The sequence below is a fragment of the Bradyrhizobium sp. in8p8 genome (assembly GCF_000426845.1).
GTDB lineage: Bacteria > Pseudomonadota > Alphaproteobacteria > Rhizobiales > Xanthobacteraceae > Bradyrhizobium > Bradyrhizobium japonicum_C.
Map to the genome: position 1 here is coordinate 53992 of NZ_AUGD01000008.1, position 23975 is coordinate 77966.

At 64.1% G+C, this 23975-nt stretch carries 22 protein-coding genes; 10 read left to right on the forward strand and 12 right to left on the reverse strand.

Features of this window, described 5'->3' with window-relative positions; genetic code table 11:
- Nucleotides 1–122: 122 nt before the first annotated feature.
- The 4 genes from K408_RS0120405 to K408_RS0120420 form a co-directional block, all read right to left on the reverse strand.
- Entirely contained in the window at nucleotides 123–1235 is a 1113-nt protein-coding gene (locus K408_RS0120405; RefSeq protein WP_028145946.1) for an ABC transporter permease, read from the reverse strand.
- Nucleotides 1236–1237: 2 nt separating this feature from the next.
- On the reverse strand, nucleotides 1238–4012 hold the full coding sequence (gene rbbA, locus K408_RS0120410) for a ribosome-associated ATPase/putative transporter RbbA (protein ID WP_024340630.1): 2775 nt from the start codon (nucleotides 4010–4012) through the stop codon (nucleotides 1238–1240).
- A complete protein-coding gene (locus K408_RS0120415; RefSeq protein ID WP_024340629.1) occupies nucleotides 4009–5076 on the reverse strand; it encodes an HlyD family secretion protein in 1068 nt (355 codons plus the stop codon). Before K408_RS0120415 ends, rbbA begins: the two co-directional genes overlap by 4 nt.
- A gap of 243 nt (nucleotides 5077–5319) precedes the next feature.
- Nucleotides 5320–6510 (reverse strand): ABC transporter substrate-binding protein, encoded by a 1191-nt coding sequence (locus K408_RS0120420; protein WP_162250063.1) that lies wholly within the window; start codon nucleotides 6508–6510, stop codon nucleotides 5320–5322.
- A gap of 225 nt (nucleotides 6511–6735) precedes the next feature.
- On the opposite strand from K408_RS0120420, the gene K408_RS0120425 reads away from it, so the two are divergent.
- A complete protein-coding gene (locus K408_RS0120425; RefSeq protein ID WP_024340627.1) occupies nucleotides 6736–8349 on the forward strand; it encodes an acyl-CoA synthetase in 1614 nt (537 codons plus the stop codon).
- Nucleotides 8350–8364: 15 nt separating this feature from the next.
- A complete protein-coding gene (locus K408_RS0120430) occupies nucleotides 8365–9372 on the forward strand; it encodes a zinc-dependent alcohol dehydrogenase family protein (protein ID WP_024340626.1) in 1008 nt (335 codons plus the stop codon).
- On the opposite strand, the gene K408_RS0120435 is transcribed toward K408_RS0120430, so the two are convergent.
- On the reverse strand, nucleotides 9369–10058 hold the full coding sequence (locus K408_RS0120435) for a helix-turn-helix domain-containing protein (protein ID WP_230646621.1): 690 nt from the start codon (nucleotides 10056–10058) through the stop codon (nucleotides 9369–9371). The two genes, K408_RS0120430 and K408_RS0120435, sit on opposite strands and share 4 nt — an antisense overlap.
- Before the next feature lie 386 nt (nucleotides 10059–10444).
- On the opposite strand from K408_RS0120435, the gene K408_RS38365 reads away from it, so the two are divergent.
- Complete coding sequence (locus K408_RS38365; RefSeq protein ID WP_155248551.1) at nucleotides 10445–11452, forward strand: outer membrane protein; 1008 nt, start codon at nucleotides 10445–10447, stop codon at nucleotides 11450–11452.
- Between the two features lie 21 nt (nucleotides 11453–11473).
- On the opposite strand, the gene K408_RS0120445 is transcribed toward K408_RS38365, so the two are convergent.
- Complete coding sequence (locus K408_RS0120445; protein WP_024340623.1) at nucleotides 11474–12673, reverse strand: MFS transporter; 1200 nt, start codon at nucleotides 12671–12673, stop codon at nucleotides 11474–11476.
- A 178-nt stretch (nucleotides 12674–12851) separates the two neighbouring features.
- On the opposite strand from K408_RS0120445, the gene K408_RS0120450 reads away from it, so the two are divergent.
- The 4 genes from K408_RS0120450 (at nucleotide 12852) to K408_RS38370 (ending at nucleotide 17289) form a co-directional block, all read left to right on the forward strand.
- A complete protein-coding gene (locus K408_RS0120450; protein WP_024340622.1) occupies nucleotides 12852–13655 on the forward strand; it encodes an MBL fold metallo-hydrolase in 804 nt (267 codons plus the stop codon).
- Nucleotides 13656–13806: 151 nt separating this feature from the next.
- Complete coding sequence (locus K408_RS0120455) at nucleotides 13807–14823, forward strand: alpha/beta fold hydrolase (RefSeq protein ID WP_024340621.1); 1017 nt, start codon at nucleotides 13807–13809, stop codon at nucleotides 14821–14823.
- A 15-nt stretch (nucleotides 14824–14838) separates the two neighbouring features.
- A complete protein-coding gene (locus tag K408_RS0120460) occupies nucleotides 14839–15786 on the forward strand; it encodes a fatty acid desaturase (protein WP_024340620.1) in 948 nt (315 codons plus the stop codon).
- Nucleotides 15787–16056: 270 nt separating this feature from the next.
- The gene (locus tag K408_RS38370) at nucleotides 16057–17289 is read left to right on the forward strand and encodes an EAL domain-containing response regulator (protein ID WP_162250062.1); all 1233 of its coding nucleotides are present in this window, start codon (nucleotides 16057–16059) and stop codon (nucleotides 17287–17289) included.
- A 54-nt stretch (nucleotides 17290–17343) separates the two neighbouring features.
- Here K408_RS38370 and K408_RS0120470 read toward each other — a convergent pair whose 3' ends face one another.
- Both K408_RS0120470 and K408_RS0120475 read right to left on the reverse strand, forming a co-directional pair.
- Nucleotides 17344–17598, reverse strand: a complete 255-nt coding sequence (locus K408_RS0120470) for a hypothetical protein (RefSeq protein WP_024340618.1) — start codon at nucleotides 17596–17598, stop codon at nucleotides 17344–17346.
- Between the two features lie 142 nt (nucleotides 17599–17740).
- Nucleotides 17741–18715 (reverse strand): helix-turn-helix transcriptional regulator, encoded by a 975-nt coding sequence (locus K408_RS0120475; RefSeq protein ID WP_028145947.1) that lies wholly within the window; start codon nucleotides 18713–18715, stop codon nucleotides 17741–17743.
- An 88-nt stretch (nucleotides 18716–18803) separates the two neighbouring features.
- On the opposite strand from K408_RS0120475, the gene K408_RS0120480 reads away from it, so the two are divergent.
- Nucleotides 18804–19448 (forward strand): glutathione S-transferase family protein, encoded by a 645-nt coding sequence (locus K408_RS0120480; protein ID WP_024340617.1) that lies wholly within the window; start codon nucleotides 18804–18806, stop codon nucleotides 19446–19448.
- A 168-nt stretch (nucleotides 19449–19616) separates the two neighbouring features.
- Here K408_RS0120480 and K408_RS0120485 read toward each other — a convergent pair whose 3' ends face one another.
- The 3 genes from K408_RS0120485 to K408_RS0120495 form a co-directional block, all read right to left on the reverse strand.
- Nucleotides 19617–20402 (reverse strand): enoyl-CoA hydratase/isomerase family protein, encoded by a 786-nt coding sequence (locus K408_RS0120485; RefSeq protein WP_024340616.1) that lies wholly within the window; start codon nucleotides 20400–20402, stop codon nucleotides 19617–19619.
- A 119-nt stretch (nucleotides 20403–20521) separates the two neighbouring features.
- Nucleotides 20522–20740 (reverse strand): hypothetical protein, encoded by a 219-nt coding sequence (locus K408_RS0120490; RefSeq protein ID WP_024340615.1) that lies wholly within the window; start codon nucleotides 20738–20740, stop codon nucleotides 20522–20524.
- A gap of 128 nt (nucleotides 20741–20868) precedes the next feature.
- A complete protein-coding gene (locus K408_RS0120495) occupies nucleotides 20869–22314 on the reverse strand; it encodes a TAXI family TRAP transporter solute-binding subunit (RefSeq protein ID WP_024340614.1) in 1446 nt (481 codons plus the stop codon).
- 385 nt (nucleotides 22315–22699) lie between these two features.
- On the opposite strand from K408_RS0120495, the gene K408_RS0120500 reads away from it, so the two are divergent.
- Nucleotides 22700–23047 (forward strand): DUF3307 domain-containing protein, encoded by a 348-nt coding sequence (locus K408_RS0120500; protein ID WP_029674221.1) that lies wholly within the window; start codon nucleotides 22700–22702, stop codon nucleotides 23045–23047.
- 214 nt (nucleotides 23048–23261) lie between these two features.
- The gene (locus tag K408_RS42795; RefSeq protein ID WP_024340612.1) at nucleotides 23262–23660 is read left to right on the forward strand and encodes a hypothetical protein; all 399 of its coding nucleotides are present in this window, start codon (nucleotides 23262–23264) and stop codon (nucleotides 23658–23660) included.
- Here K408_RS42795 and K408_RS0120515 read toward each other — a convergent pair.
- Nucleotides 23657–23971 (reverse strand): YkgJ family cysteine cluster protein, encoded by a 315-nt coding sequence (locus tag K408_RS0120515; RefSeq protein WP_024340611.1) that lies wholly within the window; start codon nucleotides 23969–23971, stop codon nucleotides 23657–23659. The genes K408_RS42795 and K408_RS0120515 overlap by 4 nt on opposite strands.
- Nucleotides 23972–23975 lie beyond the last annotated feature (4 nt).

Here is a 23975-nt window from a genome sequence, read left to right on the forward strand (position 1 = left end):
TGCTCGCTTGCCCGACGGCTCTGACAAATCCCGCAGCCAAAACAACGGGATCGCTACTGTGCATGGGGTTGTTTTTCGCCCCTTTTCGACAGGGCTGATCATCTCTGGCCCGTACGCCACGGCTAGGTCAGAAACGCCCGGAACCGCCGCAACGCGATCACGAAGAAGACGCTGCCGATCACGGCGAGCGCGAGGAGCTGCGGCCACACCGATTCCAGGCCCGCGCCGCGGAACAGGATCGCCTGCGCCAGCATCACGAAATGCGTGTTGGGCGCCGCCAGCATGATGTCCTGGACGAATTGCGGCATGCTCTCCCGCGGCGTCATGCTGCCCGAGAGCGTCTGCAGCGGCAGCAGGGTCATCATCAGGAGCAGTCCGAACTGCGGCATCGATCCGGCGACGGTGGCGAGGAAGATGCCCATGCTGGTGGTCGCAAACAGCTGCAGCGCCGCGCCGAGCAGGAACAGCGCGACCGAGCCGTCGATCGCCACCGCCAGCCATCCCTTCACCACGAAGACGATCGACAACGCGGAGGCCGCCAGCACCACCAGCCCCATCGACCACACCTTGCTGACCATGATCTCCAGCGGCGTGACCGGCATCACCAGCAGATGCTCGATCGTGCCGTGCTCGCGCTCGCGGATCAGCGCCGCGCCCGTCAGGATGATCGAGAGCATGGTGATCGAGGTAATGAGCTCGTCGACGGCGCCGAACCAGGATTTCTTCAGCTCCGGGTTGAAGCGTGCCCGCAAGGCCAGCTCGATCGGCGCGGTCTGCGCATTGCGCGCCCGCGCCAGGAACTCCGCGATCTCCGCGTTGACGATCTGCTCGATATAGCCGCCGCCGTTGAAGGCCTGCGAGATCCGCGTTGCGTCGATGTTGAGCTGAATCGCCGGCGACTTCCGGGCCAAGAGGTCGCGCTGGAACTCCGGCGGGATGTTCAGCGCAAAGGTGTCGAGCCCCGCGTCCATCCGCCGGTCCATTTCATATTGCGAGATCAGGCGCGGCTCGGAAAAGTACGGCGGCGTGAATGCCAGCTCGATGCGGCTCGAAACCGGGGAACGGTCCTCGTCGACGATGGCGATCGCGGCGCGGTTCAGGGTTTCCGGCAGCGCCTTGGCCCCGGCATAGATCGCGAGCGTGAAGGAATAGAAGATGAGGACGAGCAGCATGGGGTCGCGCACGAGGCCGCGCAATTCCTTGACGCCGAGCTGAAACACGTTGTCGAAGCGCATGGTCACCGGGCCTGTTTCTTCAGCAGCATTGCGCCGGCGATCACCAGAATGGGCACCATGACGGCGAGCGCCAGCAGATCGTTGTGGAGCGTGTCGAAGCCGAGGCCCTTGGAGAATGTGCCGCGCGAGATCGTGACGAAGTAGGTGGTGGGATAGAGCTGTCCGATCGCGGCTCCCAGGCCCTGGAGCGACGAGACCGGATCAATCAGGCCGGAATATTGGATGGCGGGAATCAGCGTGATCAGGACGGTGCCGAACAGTGCGGCGATCTGGCTGTTCATGAAGGCCGAGATCACCAGCCCCATGCCGGTGGTTGCCGTGACGTAGAGCAGCGCGGCGAGCGCGTAGGTCGAAAAGCTCCCGGTGAAGGGGACGCCGAAGACGGTGAGCGCGAAGCCGACCAGGAGCAGGAAATTGGCGAATGCCAGCACGATGTAAGGCAGCTGCGTGCCGAGCAGGAACTCCAGCCGCGTCACCGGCGTCACGTAGAAATTGACGATGGAGCCCAGCTCCTTCTCGCGCACCACGGCCAGCGCGGCGAGCACTGCCGGGATCAGGACCAGCAGCAGCGGGATGATGCCCGGTGCCATGGCGACGACGCTGATGACATCAGGATTGTAGCGGTAGCGCAACTGGAGTTGATAGGCGCCGGCGACCGCCGCCTCGCCATAGAGTTCGCGGCCCTTCTGCGCGAGCCACGTAGCATGAATCGCCTGTGCGTAGGACCGCAGCGTTTCGGCCCGCGTCGGGTTGGCGCCGTCGACCCAGGCGCCGATCTCGACATGGCGGCCGCGGCTGACGTCGCGGCCAAATCCCGGCGGCAACTCGATGGCAAGGCCGATCTCGCCGGCGCGCATGCGGCGGTCGAGATCGGCGTAGTCCGCGATCGGAGCTTTCTGGGTGAAATAGCGCGAGCCCGCGATCTGCAGGCTGTAGTCGCGGCTGATCGCTGTGTCGTCGCGGTCGAGCACTGCGAAAGTCAGGTTCTCGACGTCCATGCTGATGCCGTAGCCGAGCACGAACAGCAGCAGCACGCTGCCGAGGATCGCGAGCGTGGCGCGGATCGGGTCGCGCCGCAGCTCGAGCGTCTCGCGCCGGGAATAGGCGAGCATGCGCGTCGGATTGAAAGCAGCGTTGCGGCGCCGGGGCGGCGCGGCGACTGCCGGCGGGGGCGGCGGCGGGGCTGCAGCCTGCTGCCCCGCCGGCTCCGCTGTATCGGCGATCGCCCCTTCCAGGCAGGCGATGAAGGCCTGCTCAAGCGTCTCGGTGCCGTGCGCAGCCACGATTGCTGCGGGAGAGTCCGACGTCAGCACCTTGCCGGCATGCATCAGCGAGACCCGGTCGCAACGCTCGGCCTCGTTCATGAAATGGGTCGAGACGAAGATGGTGACGTTGTCCTTGCGGGAGAGCTCGGCCAGGATCTGCCAAAAGCGGTCGCGGGCGACAGGATCGACGCCGGAGGTCGGCTCGTCCAGGATGAGGATGTCGGGCGCATGGATCATGGCGACCGCGAGCGACAATCGCTGCCTCAGTCCAAGCGGCAACGCATCGGGCAGGGCGTCTGCGATGTCGGCAAGATCGAACCGGGCGATCATCTCGTCGATGCGGGCGGTGATGGTGTCCGCCGGCAGCTCGAACAGGCGCGCATGCAGATCGAGGTTCTGCGCGACCGTTAGCTCGGAATAGAGCGAGAAGCCCTGCGACATGTAGCCGATGCGCCGCCGCACCGACATGTCGCCGGCATCGATGGTCTTGCCGAACAGCCGCGCGGTGCCTTCGCTGACGGGCAAGAGACCGGTCAGCATCTTCATGGTCGTGGTCTTGCCGCAGCCGTTCGAGCCGAGGAAGCCAAAGATCTCGCCCTTCCTGATGCGAAAGCTGACGTCGTCGACGGCAACGAAGCTGTTGAAGCGCCGGGTGAGGTGATCGGCCTCGATCGCGATCTCATCATGATCCGGGCCGCGCGGCGGAATCACGACGTCGCTATGGTTGCCGCGATCCGCTTCCGGCAGCAGACGGATGAAGGCCTGGTCGAGCGTATCGGCGCCGGTCTGTCGCTTCAGTTCGGCGGGCGTGCCGGTCGCCAGCACGCGGCCGGCATTCATCGCGATCAGGAAATCAAACTGCGCAGCCTCTTCCATGTAGGCGGTCGAGACGATCACGCTCATGCCGGGCCGGCTGTTGCGGATCGCGCTGATCAATTCCCAGAACTGGCGCCGCGACAGCGGGTCCACTCCGGTGGTCGGTTCGTCCAGGATCAAAAGCTCGGGATCGTGAATCAGGGCGCAGCACAGGCCGACCTTCTGCTTCATGCCGCCGGAGAGTTTTTCCGCCGGCCGGTCGGAGAAGGGCGTGAGCCCGGTATCGCGCAGCAGGCCGGCAATGCGCCTGTGCCGCTCCGCCCTGCCGTGTCCGAACAGGCGGCCGAAGAAGTCGATGTTCTCGAACACCGACAGCGTCGGATACAAATTCTTGCCGAGACCCTGCGGCATGTAGGCGATCTCGGGACAGACGGTGCGGCGATGCCGCGCGCTGGCCATGTCGCCGCCAAGCACGTGGATACGGCCCTCCTGGATCGCGCGCGCGCCCGCGATCAGGGCGAGCAGGCTTGACTTGCCGACGCCGTCGGGGCCGATGATCCCGACCATGCAGCCGGACGGCAGGTCGAGCGTGATGGACTCCAGCGCCCGGCTCTTGCCATAGCTCAGGCCCACGCCGTCCAGATGCACCACCCTGCCGGCGGCAGCCGGTGCTTCGGCTGCGGCAGTCGTGGTCATCGCGTCAGCCTGATCTTGAGGTTGTCGGGCCATTGCGCGCCCGGGTCGAGCCGCACATAGGCCATGCCAGGCAGGCCGGTCTTCACATGCTCGATGTGCTGGCGCAGCAAATCGGGGGCGATGTGCGCCTTGATGCGGAACATCAGCTTTTGGCGTTCCTCCTCCGTTTCGACGGTCTTCGGCGTGAATTGCGCGACGTCGGCGACGAAGGTAGCCTTGGCGGGGATCACATATTGCGGGATGGCGTCGAGCACGAGCCGGACTTCGGCGCCGATCGCGACGCGGCCGGCAGCGGCCGTCGGCAGGAAGAATGTCATATAGACGTCGCCGAGATCGACCATGTTGAGAACGCGGCCGCCGGCGGCGAGCACCTCGCCAGGCTGCGACACGCGATATTGCACGCGGCCGTCGCGCGGCGCCTTCAACACGCTGTCGTCGAGGTCGGCGTTGATGCTTTCGATCGCGGCCTTTGCCGCATCGACCGCCGCGCCGGCATCGATCACCATGGCGCGGGAGGAACTGATCGCCGCTTCCGATGCCGCGACCTGGGCCTGCGCAGCTGCGAGCGCCGCCTTTGCCGTGGCGTTTGCTGAGCGGTCGTCGTCCAGGACCTGCTGGGACACGGCATTGGACTTGATCAACTGCTCGGAGCGATCGAGCTTGCGGCTCGTGGTGTCGAGTTGGGCGATGCGTTGATCGACCACGGCCTCCGCCGCCCTGCGTTCGGCTTCGCGCTGGTTCACAAGGCTCTTCGCAGTCTCGACGTTGATTGTCGCGCGTTGCAGCTGCGCCTCGGCCTGGCGGCGCTGGGCCTGCAGCTGCTCGGTATCCATGCGTGCCAGAACCTGGCCGGCGGTGACGAAATCGCCTTCGTTCACCAGAATCTCGCGAATCCGTCCCGGGGTCTTCGTGGCGATGTCGATCTCGACTGCCTCGATGCGGCCGTTGCCGCGAGCGAAACCCGGTGGCAGCGCGTCGGCGTCGCGGTGCTGCCAATAATAGTAACCGCCGGCCGCGAGCAGGAAGGCGAGCACGGCGACGACGCGACCCGGTCTGAAGTTCATCTGTTCTAACGCCGTGCGGCGGCGCCCATTGTTGAACACGAACGCCCGGCCGCTGATTGCGGCAACGGGCGCCCTCAAGATGGCAGCAAATTGTGCGCCGCAGCTTGATGCAGATCAGACCGAGGCGCGAGGTGCCCTGCCTCTATTTCGGGCCTGCGCTTCATCATGTCCACTCGTCCGCCCTGATTGTCGAGCGGACGAGCGATTGCTGAACAGATGGTCGTCCGGCTCAGCCGGGTCGTCTCACTTCACCAGCGGGCAACCGCCGTCCTTCAGCGGCCGGAACGCCTGGTCGGCGGGAACTTCAGCGAGCAGCTTGTAGTAATCCCACGGCCCCTTCGATTCCTCCGGTTTCTTGACCTGGAACAGGAACATGCTGTGCACCATGCGGCCGTCCTCGCGCAGCACGCCGTGTTCGGTGAAAGCGTCCTTCACCGGCAGCTCGCGCATCTTCGCCATCACCGTCTTGGTGTCGCGGGTGCCGGCGGCCTGCACTGCCTTGAGGTAATGCAGCGTGGCGCTGTAGGTGGCGGCCTGATTCATGGTCGGCATGCGCTTGACGCGTTCCATGAAGCGCTTGCCGAAGGCGCGGGTCTTGTCGTTGAGGTCCCAATAATAGGCCTCCGTGACGATCAGGCCTTGCGCCAGCTTGAGCCCGAGGCTGTGAACGTCGGAGATGAACATCACGATCGCGGCCAGGTTCTGCCCCCCGGCGACGATGCCGAACTCGCCGGCCTGCTTGATCGCATTGATGGTATCGCCGCCGCCGTTCGCGAGGCCGATGATCTTGGCCTTGGACGCCTGGGCTTGAAGCAGGAACGAGGAGAAATCGGCGGTGTTGAGCGGATGCTTGACGCTGCCCAGCACCTTGCCCCCGGAGGCCTTCACGACATCGCCGGTGTCGCGCTCGACCGAATGGCCGAACACGTAGTCGGCGGTCAGGAAGAACCAGGTATCGCCGCCGTTCTTGACGATGGCGCTGCCGACCGTGTGCGCGTTGGCGTAGGTGTCGTAGGTCCAGTGCGCGGTGTAGGGCGAGCAGGATTTCCCGGTGATATCGGAGCTCGCCGCATCCGTCACGATCATGATCTTCTCATACTGCTTCGACAGCTCCATCACCGCGAGCGCGGTCGCCGAGGTCGGCAGGTCGATGATCATGTCCACGCCTTCGGTCTCCCACCACTTGCGGGCGATGGTGGAGGCGACGTCGGGCTTGTTGAGCACGTCGGCGCTGACCATCTCGATCGCTTTGCCGAACATCTGACCGCCGAAGTCCTCGATGGCCATTTTGGTGGCTTCGACATTCCCCATGCCGCCGATGTCGGAATAGACGGACGAGAAGTCGGCGAGCACGCCGATCTTGAGCGGTGCTTGCTGGGCGAAGGATGGGCTGATCGCGACCGCTGTGAGTGCGGCCGCCAACGCGGCCCGCATAATAATCCGGCACATGGCATTTCCTCTAATATTATAGTTGGTGCGCGGGCCCAGATTGCCTCGGCGAAGTGCCAATACTTGCGTAACGGCGCCACGTCCCCGGCCGAATTGACGCGGCCGATCGTGCCGACTACGTTTCGCGCAAGCATCGGAAGCTCTCGATTGCAATGGCCGAGCCACTGCTGTCGGCGGTAACCAGGCAAATTGCAGATTCAGGGGACGGAAATGACCGGCGACACCGCAGCCACCATCTCGAAAGCGCGCGAGCATTCGATCGGCGATCTGCTGCGCCGATCGGCGGGCCGCGAGCCGAACAAGCTCGCGGTGAGCTGCGGCGATGTGAGCTGGACCTTTGCGGAAATGGACGCAATCTGCAACCGGCTTGGCCGCGGCCTGCTCGGCCTCGGCGTCAAGAAGGGCGACCGCGTCGCCGTGCTCTCGCGCAATTCGCATGCCTTCGCGGCGCTTCGTTTCGCACTGGCGCGGATCGGTGCGGTACTGGTGCCGATCAACTTCATGCTCAATCCGGACGAGATCAATTTCATCCTGAAAAGCTCCGGCGCCAAGCTGCTCGCGACGGGTCCCGATTTCGTCGAGCCCGCGCGCGCGGCCAGCGCCAAGGATTGCGCCGTCGAGAAGATGATCTGGCTGCCGGGCGAGGATCCGGCCGCTGCGCCTGCGGGCCTCACCACATTCGCCGATCTCCTCGACCCCGACGGCTCGTTTCTGGACGCGTCGGTCGACAGCCGCGATCTCGCGCAGATCGTCTACACCAGCGGCACGGAATCCCTGCCCAAGGGCGCAATGCTGACCCATGAAGCCGTGATGTGGCAATATGTCAGCTGCATCATCGACGGCGGCATGAACGCTGAGGACAAGTTCCTGCATGCGCTGCCGCTCTATCACTGCGCGCAACTCGACGTTTTCCTGGGCCCGCAGATCTATCTCGGTGCATCCGGCGTCATCACGGGCAAGCCCACGGCCGATAATATTCTGGCCCTCATCCAGGCGCACAAGATCACCTCGTTCTTCGCGCCGCCGACGATCTGGATCGCGATGCTGCGCTCGCCGAACTTCGACAAGAGCGACCTGTCGACGTTACAGAAGGGCTATTACGGCGCCTCGATCATGCCGGTCGAAGTGCTGCTCGAGCTCCAGCGCCGCCTGCCGAACGTCAAGTTCTGGAATTTCTATGGCCAGACCGAGATCGCACCGCTCGCGACCGTGCTGCGGCCGGAGGACCAGTTGCGCAAGGCCGGCTCGGCCGGCAAGCCGGTGCTCAATGTCGAGACGCGAGTGGTCAACACCGCGATGGAGGACGTCAAGGTGGGCGAGGTTGGCGAGATCGTGCACCGCTCACCGCACCTGCTCTCGGGCTATTACAATGATCCGGTGAAGACCGCAGCCGCGTTCTCCGGCGGCTGGTTTCACTCTGGCGATCTCGCCACCATCGATGAGGAAGGCCACATCACCGTGGTCGATCGCGTCAAGGACATGATCAAGACCGGCGGCGAGAACGTTGCCAGCCGCGAGGTCGAGGAGATGGTCTACCGCATCCCTGAGGTTTCCGAGGTCGCCGTGGTCGGCCTGCCCGATCCGCGCTGGATCGAGGCGGTGACCGCCATCGTCGTGGTCAAGAGCGGCGAGACGCTGGACGAGGACGCCGTCATCAAGCATTGCGCCGCCCAGATGGCGCATTTCAAGGTGCCAAAGCGGGTCATCTTTGTTGATAGTCTGCCGAAGAATCCGAGCGGCAAGCTGCTCAAGCGCGAACTGCGCCAGCGCTTCGTGGGTGGCGAGACGCTCGACAAGGCGGTGCAGACGAGCTTCGGCACCTGAGAGGGAGCGCCTCCCATGAAAGCCTGGCAGATCGCGAGCGACTGGTCGATCGAAGGAATGGAGCTGGCCGATCTTCCCGAGCCTGCGCCCGGATCCGGCCAGGTCGCGGTGCGGATGAAGGCGGCCTCGCTCAACTACCGCGACCTGCTGACCGTGCAGGGCAAGGGCGGCGTCACCAGATTGCCCCTGATCCCGTTCTCGGATGGCGCGGGCGAGGTGGTCGCCGTCGGCGAGGGCGTTACGCGCGTTGCGGTGGGCGATCGCGTCTGCCCGATGTTCTTCCAGTCCTGGATCGACGGAAGAGTTTCCGCGACCAGCCGCCGTTACGCGCTCGGTGGCACGCGGCCGGGGGTTCTGCAGGAAGTGATGGTGCTCGACGCCGAGGGCGTCAGCCACATTCCATCGCATCTGTCGTTCAAGGAAGCTGCGACGCTGCCCTGCGCCGGGCTGACCGCCTGGCGGGCGCTGTTTGAAGAAGCAAACGTCAAGCCCGGTGACACCGTGCTGGTGCAGGGCACCGGCGGCGTCTCGATTTTCGCGCTGCAGTTCGCGAAGCTCGCCGGCGCAGCCGTGATCGTGACGTCGTCGAGCGACGAGAAGCTCGAACGTTCGAGGGCGCTCGGCGCCGACCACACCATCAACTATCGCTCGGTTCCGGAATGGGGCAAAGCTGCGGCAGCGTGGACCGGCGGCGGCGTCGACCATATCGTCGAGGTCGGGGGCAAGGACACTTTCTCCCAATCACTGGAGGCAGCGCGCGTCGGTGGCACCATTCTGGTGATCGGCATACTCACGGGCGTCTCGCAGCAGATCGCGATCTCGAGCCTGTTCGCCAAGAACCTGCACGTCATCGGCCTCTCGGTAGGCAGCCGGCGCATGTTCGAGGCCATGACGGCTGCGATCGGACGCAACAGCGCGAAGCCGGTGATTGATCGGGCGTTCAGCTTCGATACCGTTCCGGACGCGCTGCGTCTCATGCAGCAGGGCGGACACTTCGGCAAGATCGTGGTCGAGTTCGCCTAGCCGGCGTCGCCAGCGAGCTTCCTGACATCGTCAGGCGTTTGTCTGAAGCGCCGGCGAAACACGCGATGGAAGTACGAGACGTCGTGAAATCCCGCAAGATGCGCGATCTCGATGATCTTGCACGTGCGCATGGCAGGGTTTCGCAGCAGACGTTCGGCCCGCAGCAACCGCTGCTCCAGCACGAAGCCGCTATAGGTGATGCCGGCTTGCTCGAACAGCAGTTGGATCGTGCGTGGACTGACACGGTGCGCTGCTGACAGGACGGAGAGGGACAGCGCAGGGCTGTCCAGCTGCGCCAGGATATCGGCCTTGAGGGTTTCGAGGCGCGCCGCGGCGAGGCCGCGCGTCCGAGCTTCCTCAGCGACATCGCCGCGGGCTCCGATCATCAGCACCGACAGGTCGAACAGATGCTGTGAGACCGCATCGAGCTCCGCGGGCGCGAGCTCGCGGGCATAAGCATGCGCGAGATCATAGTATCGCAGGAACATCGACGCGATGGGGCTCGCGCCGGGGATCGATTGCGCAATCAGGTCTTCGGCGTTCGGGCACACCCGCAACAGCGCCTTGCGCGGCAGGAGCGCGGTCTGGAAATTGCCATGCTCGATCTGGGTGACGCGGGCGCCCTTGATCGAGGGGTCGCCTATGGTGATGTCGCCGGCCGCGATCTCCAGCGGACGTTGGCCCATGGCTCCGCTCAACGGCGAATTAGGCGACATCGTAATGATCAATTCGTCGTTCGTCCCCAATGACACAAATGACATCGGCGTACCGAACGAGGCCGAGAGTCTGACGCGGGGAAGAATGGCGGGCGCAATGGTCCGGTGAACTCGCCCTTCCCCGACCGGCACGAAATCGACGTTTGCCACCTGACGGCAAAACTGCTCGCGCCATCTTTCATAGACCGGGCCGTTCGGGTCGCCATCAAAGGAGAGTTGAGGCTGAATCATCAATCGTGAAACGCAGGTATGCTGGCAGTTTCGGCAGGTTGTATCGTCAGCCGCCGTGCCGCAACGGCAAAAGCGGCGGATTGCGTGAAAAGCCATTCGGGATGACGCAGTGAGACCGCGACCGGGTGCCGCAGCGGGTGTGCCCGGATCGCAACAGGCACTGTCGTTGTCGCTCTCTTTCATTTCAGTCCATTCGCTGGTTCGTCCCCCGCCACGAACGCGCATCGCGTCCCCCCTATCGTGACCAGCGAATGATCGACCGATCGGAAAGGAAAGATTCGATGACACGTCGTGTGCGCAATCTGTTGCCGGTTCTGCTGGCGCTTGGTCTTGGTGCGGTTTGCGCCGCCGATGCATCCGCCGCCGATCTTGCGCTGAAGGCGCCGCCTGCGCCGCCGCCGGCCGCCTTCAGCTGGACGGGCTTCTATGCCGGCGTTCACGCCGGATACGGCTCTGGCGAGGGGAATGCTGCGTCAGTCGATCCAGGCGCGCTTCTGGCGCTGTTTCCCGGGGTGAACAATCTGACCTCGACGGCATCGGCCCCGTTTACGTTCGGCGTCGACCGGTCCGGTTGGCTGGGTGGATTGCAGGCTGGCTACAATTGGCAAACCGGCCATTTTGTCGCCGGTGTTGAAGCCGACGTCAGCGCTGCCGGGATTGGCGCACGCGAATCGAGCTCGTATGCGTTGCGCCCGGTTTTCCTCGTCGGCGATTTCGACAACTACACCGGTACGGTGACGGTGACCCAGAACGTCGATTATCTCGGTACGCTACGCGGCCGCCTTGGCTACGCCAGCCACAACTGGCTGTTCTACGCGACAGGCGGCCTCGCCTGGGCGCATGTCAAGGCAAGTCTCGACAGCACGCATGTCAGATTGACCAACAATTTCCCGATGCCGGGGCTTCCGGGCGCACTGGATGGTCATGCCTCGGCAAGCGGTTACAAAATCGGGTACGCAGTCGGCGGCGGCGGAGAGTGGGCGTTCACGCCGCATTGGTCGCTCAAGGCGGAGTATCTTTATCTCAACCTTGGTCGTCAGCTCTCCTTGTCCATTCCCGGGACCAGCCTGATGCCCAGCGACATCGAGCTTCACACCTTCAGGATCGGTTTGAATCGGCAGTTTGCGCCGTGACTCCGGTGCTGGTGATGAAGCTCAGTATTTCTTCACCGCCGCTCCGAACGCCAGCCATAGCGCCATGGAGGCGAGCCCGAAGCCGCCGAGCAGCAGGAAGGTCGGGCCGTAGCCGATCCATTGCGCGATCCAGCCGCCGAGCGCAGGGCTCAAGCTGGCGCCGACCCCCTGTACGGTGATCACGGCGCCCTGGCCGAGATTGATGCGGCCCGTGCCGTTGAGCGCGCGCGCGACCATGCCGGGAACGGCAACCGTCTGCAGTCCGGTGCCGATGCCGTCGAGCACCTGCATCGGCACGACTCCCCACCATCCCGTGACGAAGAAGGCGAGCACGCCCCGGATGGGCAGGAACATGAAGGACAACAGGATGATCGGCCAGTAGTTGCGCCTGCTCGCGGCCTTCATTGCAATCAGTGAGGTCACGATCATCACGCCCTGTGCGATCACGACGGTGGTCGCGACGAAGCTGGGACCGTTGGCCTGTCCCTCCGCCACCGCAGCAAGTCCGTAGAGCGGAACGATGGCTGCGTTGCCGAGGTGAAACAGCGCCAGCGAGAGTGCCAGTACGAGCAGCGCCCGGTGCTTGAGCAGCATCGTGAACGCGTCCGGCGCGCTGTCCGGATCATCCTCCTTGCTGCCACGCGCGGCACGGTCGTCGATCGTCTTGGCCGGAATCATCATGACGCAGGCGATCGCGATGGCGCCGAAGACGGCGGCCAGTGCGAACACGGCGACATAGCCGAATTTGTAGCCGAGGTAGCCCGACAGCGCGGCGCCGACCATATTGCCGGCATGGTTGTAGGCCTGGTTGCGGCCGTTGAGCTCGTTGAAGCCCTTCTGCTTGGCAATGCCGAGCGTGATGCCGGTGACCGCCGGCACGATCGCGGCGCTCGCGAGCGATTGTGCGACTTGCGAAAACGTCACCGCCCAGAAATTCTGCGAGATCAGGATGATCGCAGAGGCCGAGACCACGCAGATGCCGGGGATGACGACCCACATTCGCTTGTTGCGACTGGAATCTATGAAGCCGCCGATCGGCGTCGTCACCAGCATGCCCGCAACGTTGCCGATCGTCATCGCTGTGCCGATCAGGCCGGTCGCCCAGCCGCGTTCCTGGAGAAAGACCCCCACGAACGGCCCGATGCCCGACTGCATGTCGGCCATGAAGAAGTTGAGCGCGAACAGGGGCCAGATGCGGGACGAGGAAGGGCGCGATGTCATAGGCACGCTAAACTTGGTCGGAACTCGCATCACGCGGCAATGGGCGGGCTTGTGGGTGCCCCGAGGGACGGCGGGACAGAACTCAACCTGCGCCAATCGCGTTGGTTCCGGTTGCTCTTGCTATCGGGCGACCGCATCTTCATGCCTTGCTCCGACAACCTCATGATGGATCACCGCAATGCCACTCTGGACCTGCGCAACCTGCGGCGCTCAATTTCCGAACAGCAAGATGCCCCCGACGACCTGTCCGATCTGCGAGGACGAGCGACAGTTCGTCGGCTGGAGCGGTCAAAGCTTCCTTACGCGCGAGGAGCTCGCGCGTAAGCACCGACTGGTGGGGCGCGATGATTTTGGCCTCACCGGACTAGGCATGGAGCCGAGCTTTGCGATCGGGCAGCGCGCGCTGCTGGTGCCTCAAAACGACGGCTGCGTGATGTGGGATTGCATTCCGCTCGCGACCGACGACGCCATCCGATATGTCGCAGCACTCGGCGGGCTGAAGGCGATCGCGATCTCGCATCCGCATTATTATGGCGCGGTCGCCGACTGGAGCGACACGTTTGGCGGCGTGCCGGTCTATCTGCATGCCGACGATCGCGCCTTCGTCACGCGACCTCATCCCGCGATCGTGCATTGGACCGGTGACCATCATCGCATTTCCGACGACGTGCTGCTGCTGCGCACCGGCGGCCATTTCGCCGGCGCCACCGTGCTCCACTATGCACACGGCGCCGACGGGAAGGGCGCGCTGCTCACCGGGGATATCGCGCAGGTGACGATGGACCGGCGCTTCGTCAGCTTCATGTACTCCTATCCGAACTACATGCCGCTCAATGCCGCTGCGGTGCGGCGGGTCGCGGCAGCCGTCGAGCCGCTTGCGTTCGATCGGATCTACGGCGCCTGGTGGGGCCGCAACATCGCTGGCGGCGCCAAGGCGGCGTTTGCTGCGTCGGTCGCACGTTATCTGGCCGCCATTGCCTGAGCGGCGCCGACAGGATCTATCTTGCCGGGCATCAATAAGTGTACTATAAGTACAGTTATGGAATCTGCCGCAATGGCGCGGCAGGTACGGCATGATCGATGCATCGCTATAAGTGCGGCGCTCCAGGGCTGCGTGAGCGGGAGTTGGATGCATGACGGCACAGCGGGACTACGAGATATTCGATGCCGGCCACGTCGCACTCCGGTCGGGGACCGTCTTTCCGTCGCTGAAGCTCGCCTACAAGACCTACGGCACGCTGAGCCCCGCCAGGGACAACGTCATCCTCTACCCGACCTCGTTCAGCGCGCAGCACACCGACACCGAATGGCTGATCGGACCCGATCGCGTGCTCGATCCGACGCGGTACTTCATCATCATCCCGAACCTGTTCGGCAATGGCCTGTCATCTTCGCCTTCGAATACGCCCGCGACCTTTCCCGAGGTGACTTATCACGACGCCATTGCGGTCCAGCACCGGTTGCTCACGGAAAGCTTCGGCATCTCAAAGCTGGCCCTCGTCTATGGCTGGTCAATGGGCGGCATGCAGGCCTATCACTGGGCGGCGCTGCACCCCGACATGGTCGAGCGCGCCGCGATCGTTTGCGGCAGCGCCCGCTGCGCGCCCTACAATCACGTCTTCCTGGAAAGCGTGAAGGCTGCAATCACCGCCGATCCCGCCTTCCGCGACGGACGCTTCGCCGAAAGGCCCGTCGCCGGCTATCGCGCCATGGGTCGCGTCTACGCCGGCTGGGCGATGTCGCACGGCTTTTATCGCGACGAGCTCTGGCGCGAGGCGGGCTTCACTTCGCTGGAGGATTATCTCGTCCGCGCGTGGGACGCGACTTTTGCGCGGCGCGATGCCAACGATCTCCTGGCGCAGATCGGCATCTGGCAGAATGGTGACGTCAGCCGGTGCCGGACATTCGGGGGTGATCTCGATCGTGCCCTGGCGGCGATCAAGGCCCACATGCTGCTGATGCCGGGCGCGACCGATCGCTATTTCGACCTCCGCGACAACGAGGATGAGCTCGGCCGGCTGGTCAATGCGAGGTCGGCGGTGCTGCATCCGATCCCGTCACTGCACGGCCATCGCGCCGGCAATCCCGTCAACAATCCGCGCGATCAGGCTTTCATCAAGGCCGAAATCGCCGAGCTTCTGAGCAGGTAGAGCAGGAAATCCAGCATGAGCGACGCAACCGTTCCAGACACTGGTCATCGCCTCAAGCCGCTGACGCCGGCCATGCTACGCGAATTGTCGGTGCGCTCAAACCTCAGGGGGGCGGCGCAGAGCCTAGGCCATTACGGCGTGATCTTGCTGATGGGCGCGCTGATCTGGAAGATTTCCTCGAGCTGGGGCGTGCTCTGGGCTCTGCCCCTGATGGTGGTGCAGGGCTATGTCGTCGCCTTCCTGTTCATGGCGGTGCACGAGACCGCGCACAAGACCGCATTCAGGAGCCGCGGCCTCAATCTTGCCGTCGGCCATCTCTCCGCCTTCATCATCGGTCTGCCTTACGAATATTACTGCCTGTTTCACTGGGATCATCACCGCTACACCCAGGATCCGGCCAGGGATCCCGAGCTGATCGTCGGGGTGAAGCCGACGTCCGACACGCAGCTTGCGCTGGCCTATAGCGGCCTGCTCCAGGTCGCGGGCCGGCTGCAGCTGATGCTCGGCCATGCGCTCACCGGCAAGGTCACCGTGCCGTGGATCCCCGAGAGCAAGCGCGCGACAATCGTGACGGAGGCGCGAATCTATCTGGCGCTCTATGCCCTGCTGCTCGCGCTTTCATTCTGGTTCTCCTCAGCGCTGCTGCTCTGGGTCTGGATCGTGCCGCTGATCATCGGGCAGTTCTTCCTGCGGCCATACCTCTACGCCGAGCATACCGGCTGCGACCAGACCCGCAGCGCCTTCCATAACACTCGCACGACCTACACCGGCGGGATCGTCAAATGGTTTGCGTGGAACATGCCCTACCATGTCGAGCACCACGCTTATCCATCGATTCCCTTTCACGCGCTTCCGAGGCTGAACGGGATCGTCGATGGCGAGATCGTCCATCGTGGTCGCGGCTACATCAGAACGACGCGCGAAACCTGGGCCTGGTTTCGGCGGCAGCGGCAGACCGGCTAGTTGCGCAAGCTCTCCCCGTGCGTTTTGCCGGCTTCCGATAAGGAGCTTCACTACGCGTTCATCACGGCGTGAGGATTGGACGCGTCAACCCGATACCGTTTTTCCGTGCGGCGAGAGCGACCTAAAATTTCGCAAGGATATCAGTTGTTTAGATGGCCGAAAAACAGCGCTAACAATTCCCTTCCAATCGGGAAAGTTTTAGCCGTCTTCTATTCATAACCAAGCGAGACCGCCGCTCTAGCGTGAAAGCCGTCAACCGGGAGTTTGATGATGAGCGCGACAAGAGGCCGTCTTCTGGTGGTGGACGATGATCTGGTGCAGCGGGTTCTGATCAGCAAGATCGGCTCGAAGCTCGGCTATGATTCCGTCGTTGTTCCTTCATACGAGGCTGCAATCGAGCTTCTGGCGCGCGAAGCCTTCGACATCATGGCATTGGACCTGTCGCTCGGCGAGCGGGACGGCGTGGAGCTGTTGCGGTTCGTCGCCGAGCGGGATCTCCGCGCGATGTCGATCGTGATCATCAGCGGTTGCGACGATCGCATCATGAAGGCAACGCGCCGGGTTGCCACAGGACTGAAGCTGTCGCTCGGCGGATGTCTGACCAAGCCGCTCGATCTCAACCGCCTGCGCTGTGCACTCGAATTGCCGCGGCGCTTGCCGCTGGCTGCGGCGTCGGCCTCGCCAGCGCCTCGGATCACGCGGGACAGGATTGCGCGTGGGCTCGCCGAGCGCGAGTTCTTCGTGGAGTATCAGCCCAAAATCGCCCTTCAGACCGGGAGAGTCGTCGGCGCGGAAGCCCTCGCGCGCTGGCGTACCGCCGAGTTCGGCATGGTCTCGCCCATGGTCTTCATTCCGATCGCCGAAGAGGCTGGGCTCATGGGCGAGGTGACCGATTGCATACTCTCATCGGCGATGTCGCAGGGCCGCAAGCTGATCGAGCGCAATCCCGGTTTCACCATCGCCGTCAATATCTCGGGTTCATTGATGTCGGATCTGACCTTGCCGGAACGGATCGAGGCGATCCTGCGCCAGGAGGGCGTGCCTCCGTCCTCGCTGACGGTCGAGATCACCGAGACCACCGCAATGGCCGACGTCGACCGTGCCAACGACATTCTGGTGCGTCTGCGGCTGAAGAAGATCGGCACCGCTATCGACGATTTCGGCACCGGCTATTCGTCGCTGGCTGCCCTGGCGCGACTGCCGTTCAGCGAACTCAAGATCGACCAATCCTTCATCAAAGGTTGCGAAGCCGATGACGACATGATGAAGATCGTCGATGCCTCCGTCGCGCTTGCGAAGGCGTTCAATATGAAGGTCGTGGCCGAGGGGGTCGAGAGCTCGCACGCGCTTGAAATCATCCGTCGGGCAGGCTGCGACGTCGCCCAGGGCTACTACTTCGCACCCTCGCTACGGCGTTCGCGCGCCGAACGATGGATATTGGAGCGCAATTCTCTTGCGGACGAGCAGGCTGCGTCCGCAACGGCCGCTGCTCTAGCGAGCTGAGACGACGAGCCCCGGTCGCGGAGCGACCGGGGCTGCGCCAGCCGATAGCTGTGCTCAGTAGATCCCGTAGGCGCAGACATTCACGACGCGCACGCGCAGGCCATGACGGGTCCGGACCAGGCGCTCCTGGTAGCAATTGCTGATGCCGGTGTTGACGTAGAGACCGCCGAACCCGAAGCCGGGACCCCAGTAGTGATGATGACCCCAGGGGTGACCATGGAAGCCGCCGGCCGAAGCGGCGGTGGGGGCGAGAGCGGCAACGCCGAGCGAAGCAGCGGCGATCAGACCAAGTGCAAGCTTACGAAACATCTTCATTCTCCATTGGCGCTAAGGCCGTTGTTGTGTCCCTGCATCTCGGTCGAGCCGAAACTCGAATGCGTTCACGACGCGAGGGAAGAATCGTGTTTCAGGATTGTTTCTTGGGCTGCGGCAAAATGCGCCGCCATCGGGCTTATTGCACCGCGCGATAGCGCACGCCCATGGCCTTGATCAGCTCGGCCATCTTGTCGCGCAGATCGGCGGGCTCCAGCACTTCGGCCTCGGGGCCGAGCCGGAGCAATTCGGCCGCGGCGTGCCACGAGGTCTTGCCGACCGGCACTCGTGCGATGCGCCAGCCATCTGCATCGGGAGTCTCTTCAAGCTGCATGCGTGCCTTGACGTAAGGCTGGCTCAGCGCGTCGAGCAGTTTGACGCCGAACGGCGACAGCCGGACGGTCGCGACATTGGGATGCATCTCGGCCTCGAGCCGCAGCGTCGCGGCCCGCCAATAGGCGGCGAGATCGAAGCCGGCGGGACGATCGAAGCGGTCGTCGAGCGCCGTGCAGTCGAGCACGCGCGCGACGCGATAGGTGCGCACGCTGCCGTCGACATCGCCGGCGAGATACCAGCTGCCGCCCTTCAGGACGAGGCCCAGCGGCCCGATCCGGCGCTGCTTCTCCGCGCGCCAGCTCCGATAACGGATCTTGATCAGCGTGTCTCGCAGCACGGCCCCGGCGATCGCGCGCAGGTGCTTTGGGTTTTCCGCCTCGCCGAACCAGGTCGGTGCGTCCAGGTGAAAACGCCCCTGCATCCGACCGGCGTCTTCGCGCAAATTGGCGGGTAGAGCGGCCATCAGCTTGTTCTGCGCTGCGAGCATCGCCGCGTCGAGCCCGAGCGCTGCTGCCGGGCCCGGCAATCCCGCCAGGAACAGCGCGCCTGCCTCGCTCTGCGACAGGCCGTTCAGCCGCACGCGATAGCCATCGAGCAGGCGATAGCCGCCGTCCGCGCCGCGGTCGGCGTAAACGGGAATGCCTGACGCGGCAAGCGCATCGATGTCGCGGTAGATCGTGCGCACCGAGACTTCAAAGGCGTCCGCCAGTTCGGGCGCGGTGACCCGGCCCCTGGCCTGGAGAGTGGTGAGGATCGACAGCATCCGGCTCGCGCGCATGGTTCCTTAAACCATACCTGACACAAGATGTCAGGTATGGTCCGCTACAAGCTGCGTCGTCGCCAAAAGGCCAGATGGGAGTCCCGCCATGACCGATCCAAACCGCATCACGCTGTACTATTCGCCGCAGACGCGGGCCACCGGCACACGGATCCTGCTGGAGGAGCTGGGGGCTCCCTACGATCTCCACGTTCTCAACATGAAGGCCGGCCAGCAGCGCGAGCCCGCCTACCTCGCCATCAATCCGCTCGGAAAGGTGCCGGCGATCCGCCACGGCGAGGCGCTGGTGACCGAGCAGGTCGCCATCACCATCCATCTCGCCGACCTGTATCCGCAGGCAGGCCTCACGCCGGCGCTGAACGATCCGCTGCGCGGCCCGTATCTGCGCTGGATCGCCTATTACGGGTCATCGTTCGAGCCGGCGCTGATCGACAAGTTCATGCAGCGCGAGCCGGCGCCGGTCACGCAGTCGCCCTACGCGGACTACGACACCATGCTGGCTGCGCTCGAGGCGCAGCTGTCGAAGGGGCCGTATCTGCTCGGCGAGCGAATGACCGCCGCCGACGTGTTGTGGGGCGTCGCGTTCAGCTGGACCATGATGTTCGGCATCGTGCCCAAGAAGGACGTGTTCGTCCGCTACGCCGACCGCATGACGGCGCGGCCGGCGTTCCAGCGCATCAATGCGGAGGACGCGGAGATGGCGGCGCAGCATGCCAAGGCGGCAGGTGGGTAGAACGCATCTCAGCTACAGAGTCGTCCCGGCGAAGGCCGGGACCGATACGCCGCAACAATAGTTTTTGCGAACAATCGGACCTACCGGCCCTCGCGAAGACGAGCCCTTGTGACTATGGATCGCGGCCTTCGCCGGGACGATAGCGAGGGCGTGGCACTCCTGTTCGACTCAAAACCGAGGCGCTCTCTTCTCGGCAAACGCCTTGATGCCTTCCTTGATCTCGTCGCCGCGCATGCTGTCGCGGTGACGCTGGTCGGCGGCTCGCTCATCGAGCTCGCCACGGGCGAACTCGTTGATCGCGCGCTTCATGCCGCGCATCGCCTGCGGGGCGTTGCCGGCGAGGATGGCAGCGAGCTTGTCGACCTCCTCGTCCAGAGATTCCAACGGCACCATGGCCGTGAGATAGCCGATGCGCAGCATTTCCGGCGCGCTGATCTTCTGCGCGGTCAGGAACAGCTTCTTCGCACTGTCCAGGCCGAGCCGGCTCACGTAGCGTTTGATGCCGCTCGGGTAATAATGCAGCCCAAGCCGCGCCGCCGGCATGAACATCTCCGCGGTATCGACGCCGATGCGGAAATCGCAGGCGAGCGCGAGGTCGGTCGAGCCGCCATAGACACCGCCGTTGAGACGGCAGATGGTTGGTACGCCGAGATCCTCGAGCCGGTTGACGACCACCTCGAAAGCGGAACCCGCGCTCTGCTGCTCGTTCGCACTGACCGCGCGCTCCGCCACCGAATTGAGGTCGTAACCCGCGGAGAAGGCCCGCCCGGTGCCGGTCAGCACCAGCACGCGAATATCAGGATCGGTCTCGATCCGGTCGAACAGTCTTGTCAGTTCGCCGAGATCCTCCGCCTGAAGCCGGTTGAGGTGTTGGGGTCGATTGAGGCGGATGGTGGCGCGTGCGCCGATGATTTCGAGCAGCGGGCCTGTCGCCGCGTCCGCTGTGTCCGACATTCTTGTCTCCATTGTCGGCGCCATAAGTGCCCGCCTGGACGCAAGCCGTCAACGACGGACGCAGGCGGCTGCATTGGCGCCGCTGCGCCGATCCCCGGCCGCTGCCGTTCGCGGAATGCCTACCTGAAATGTGGCGGCTCGTCATAGCCGCGGCGGCTGCTGAAGAACAGCAGCACCATCAGCCCGACTCCGACGATGACGGAAAACCCCGCGCCCAGCGCCAGCGCCACGTAGCCTTCCGTCGGAATCGGCTCACCTTCGACCACCATTGCGGAATAGGCGAAGTAGCCGGCGGCCGCCAGCATTGCCAGAAGGAGGATGATGAGGAGTGCACGCATGCGCGTTCTCTGGTTGCAACCGGAAACCAACGGTTGCGCAATGCGACGGTTCCAAGGCACCCGGCGTTGATTCTGCGGGGGATAGAAGTCGGCCGGACGCTGGCCTGACGGGGCAGGTCCCCGGCTGGTCAGGCGCTATGGGCGGTCTTCACCACCACCACATTGCTGTCGTCCGATGGGGGCGCGCCGCCATCGCGCGCCGGCTTTTCGGCTTCGCCGGCATGACGCTTCAAATAGTCGCGGCGCATGCTGATCTCGTCGCGGACGAACTCGTACCCGAGCTTGAAGGTGTCGAGCCCGTCGGTGCTGATCGTGCCGTCCCTGAGGCCGATCACCGCGCCGCGCAGGATGGCCTCCAACTCGTCCTGGAGACATTCGAGCTGGTCGAGCGAGTGGGCGTGCTCGATCCGCTCGCCGATGTCGAGGATGGCGGTGGAGAGCTCGCTGGCCTTCTCGGGGGCGATGCGGGTGATCTTGGCGTAGATCGCTGCGAAGATCGAGCCGATGACGCTGAGCGCGGCGGCGCCCAGATACATCAGGTCGCTGTACTTGTCCACGAAGGTCTTCGTGTCGTCGTTGATGTAGTCGGCTGCGCCCCGATGCGCGATCACGAAGGCGTCCTTCTCGACGGAGGCCGGTTCGATCCTGGTGGCGAAGCCGTTGTCGAGCCCGAGCGCCGACTTGTTTTCGTAGACAATGCGGGCGAGCTCGCCTGCCGTGGTCGGCGACATCCTGGACTGCGCGACCAGCAGCCATTCGAGCCCGATCGTATCGAGATCGTCGTTGGGAATCTGCGGGGACGCCGATACCGTGCCTGCCGTCAGCGTCTCGTCGGATATGCCGGGGAATTTACGCGCCAGCGTCTTGGCTTCGTCGATGGCGTTGAGCGTGAAGCCGCCGCGCCTGGCGGCCTGCTCATACGATTTGTCCCGCACCGCCCGCGACGCGTGGACGATGGCGATCACCGCGCCAAAGCCGTTTGCCGGGGCGAACAACTTGTCGAGCGTTGCGCCCTGCGGTGCCAATTGGATCCTCGTGGCATCGGGTCCGTCGGCGACGTCGAGGATGCTGCGGACGAAGGCGAGCGAGGATTCGTTGTCGGAGACCACCGCGACCTTCTTCTTCTTCAGCTCCGCCAACGACTTGATCTTCTTGTTGCCGGGACCGAACAGGAGGACGAGATCATGCTCGAGAATCGCGAGCGTGCGTGCGCGCAGCGGGATCTTGGCGTCGGTGCGCAGGACGGCGAGGTCGGCCTGCTTGCGGTCGAACTGCACGAGCGCCTTGGCATTGTCTGCGTTGTTGACGACCTTGATCCGCAAGCGCGAAGCGTTGTTCTGCACCACGGTGGCCAGCTTGGCCGCGAACAGCGCCTCGTCACCGTTGGGAGCGCCGACGGCAAAGGTCAGCGTTTCCGAATTGTGCAGTAAGGAGCGGCCAGCCCAGACGGTGGCGAACGACAACAGCAGGGTCAGCACGACGTAGAGGAAGACCTGCTGCTGATTGGTCTTGATCACCTTCGGGCGACGGGGCGGAGGTTCGGTCAGCGATGAGATGGGGCCTTCAGTACCCATGGCAGCACTCTGGCCTTATTCGGATGTCGGCACCCGCGATGGGGAGCCCTGAAATTCGTAAACGGCTGAAAAAAGAACGATATTCTTCGCTGATGATAGCGCGAAGGTAACGGGATGCAAATTTCGAGCCGGAGGTAACCTTACTGGAGGCGGCCGCGGCGATTGGCCATCGTATCACCAGTTAGCCACAGTTGGCGATTTTCCGGTTCCCCCCGGCTGCATTCCGCCGCGGGAGATGTCATAAATCACGCGTCCCGGCGATTTGGCGGGTCAGGGAAGAAGTTGCGCTGAACGCTCCAATTCTTCTCGTCACGTCAATGAGGGCGTCAGCTTGTCGTTTCCACCCATGTCATCGGCGATTCCGGTTGAAGCGCTCATTGGCTGGATGTTGCTGCTCACCTTCAAGCACATCATCGCCGATTTCGTGCTCCAGACCGCGTGGATGGCGCACGGCAAGGACCAGAAGCACGGCTGGGCCCTGCCGCTTCTGGTGCACTGTCTCGTCCACCTCGCCGTCGCGCTGCCCCTCATCCTGATCGTCGCACCGAGATTCTGGTTCGTGGCCTTCATTGACTTCGCGATCCACATCACGATCGACCGCGCCAAGGGATTCGTCTCCGCCAATTTCGGTGTCGACCTCGCGCATCCCTGGTTCTGGACCCTGATCGGCGTCGACCAGGCGCTGCATCACCTGACCGGCTTCGGCCTCTCCATCTTCATGGCGGCGAACTGACTGCTCGCATCCGTCACTCCGGGGCGGTCCGCAGCGCCGGGCGCGGAATCTCGAGATTTCCGGTTTTCGCCTCGCGCGCCGCGGAATGACGGGCAAGCATCAATACGCCTCCGATTCGCAGCCATGGCGCAAGCACCCCCGGCGACTACCGGGGGGCGTGGTTAACCTTTCGTTAGAGAATTACGCTGCATCTTCGCCATGAGGGAGAACCGCAATGTTTGCAAGCCGCGACACCTTTGAAGGCGATTCCTGTCCGGTCCGCGACGAGCTCCTTGGCGAGATGTATCGCGCCAGCGAGAGTGGCCTGCCGAGGCTGGTTGAGAGTGTTTCCCCTGACGCGCGTGCCAGGCTGGCGCTGTTTTGCTACCGCCGCAGTCATTTGCATTCGCTGGCGGTCGCGATTGCAGCAAGCTGCAGCGAGCGTGACCTGATCGAGAACGGCGGCCGCGTTGGCTCGACGCTCTACGCGCTGTCGCGCGAAAGCTCGGCGAAATCCTCGCCGTCGCTCTCGGGCGGGCGCAAGCCGATCACGCTGTCGACCAAGCCGCTTTCGGTGCTCGCACCACTCGATGACGAGCTCGACGACGAGACCAGCGAAGCCGTTCCCGCCTAGGCGGCCTCTATGATCGGCAGGCCGAACTTCCGCCGCGCCATCGCGCATTCGGCGTCGCCCGGCATGCAGGTGCGGCAGACCTCTGGCCGCAGTTCATAGATGCCGCAGGTCGTCATCTCTCCGATCTTTCCCTGCAGGGCCGAGCAGCGATCCCCCTCGCAGCGCATGCCGGACTGACGCGCGTTGACCAGCGTTTCGGGAATCGCCGCAAGCTCCTCGTCGCTCTCGATCGAGAAGCGCGGCCAGTTCTGCGAATAGCCGCAGCAGGCGCCGCAACCCTGGCAGCAGCTCGACAGGTCGGTCTCTTGCATCATC